At 77.1% G+C, this 795-nt stretch carries 1 protein-coding gene; it reads right to left on the bottom strand.

Annotated features, from left to right (window positions below; translation table 11 throughout):
* Window positions 1-795, bottom strand: a 795-nt coding sequence (locus ND748_RS33125) for an aldolase/citrate lyase family protein (protein ID WP_251750172.1), incomplete at both ends; no start/stop codon positions are given.

The following is a 795-nucleotide window of genomic DNA, read 5'->3' as shown; positions in this document are numbered from 1 at the left end:
GCCAGGGCCCGCCCGGTCGCCGGTTCGTCGGCGACGGCGCCGGACTGCCGGGCTGCGGCGTAGTCGGCCAGCCGGGAGAGGGCTCCGTCGAGCCCGGCCAGCAGGCAGCCGGCAACCGCCGCATGCCGGCTCACCAGCTGCCCGGGATGCAGGTCCCAGCCCTGGTAGAGGCCACGGTGCCAGGCCCGGCGGACCAGCTCGGCGTGCCGGTGCCAGGCGCGGTGCACGTCGTCGCCCGAGGCGCCCGGCCGCTCGTCGCCGTCGACGGGCAGCAGGTTCGACGAGCCGTCCGCGACGCCGATGCCGGTGCCGGCCGCCACGAGCTGCATCATCGTTGTGGCGAACTCCACCGCTGGATGGTCGCTGGCCTGGTGCGCGGCCGTGATCCCGAGCGCCGCCGAGTAGTCGTAGGTGCCGACGTGCAGCCCGACGAGGCGGCCGGGGCCCAGGCCGAGCCCGGTGCGCACCAGTTCGGGCAGGGCGAGCACCGCGGCCGGCGTCTCGACCTGCACCTCGAGGCCGACCGGGGCGAGCCCGAGCCGCCGCTCCAGCTCGCCGAGGACGTCGGCGAAGACCCGAAGCTGCCGCGGATCGCTGATTTTGGGCAGGGTCAGCACCAGGCCGGGTGGCGGAGAGCCGTCGCCGACGAGCGCGGTGAGGAACAGGTCGAGGCTGCGCAGCCCGCGGGCCCGGACCAGCGGGTCGAGCGACTTGGGCCGCAGCCCGTAGCGGGCGGGCAGGGTTCCGGCGGCGGATGCGGCGCGCAGCGCCCCGGCCGCGCCCACGGCGTCGGCG

The sequence above is a fragment of the Frankia sp. AiPs1 genome (assembly GCF_023716945.1).
Taxonomy (GTDB): domain Bacteria; phylum Actinomycetota; class Actinomycetes; order Frankiales; family Frankiaceae; genus Frankia.
Note: the sequence above shows the minus strand (reverse complement) of the source record. Positions and strands in the feature narration are given on the sequence as shown.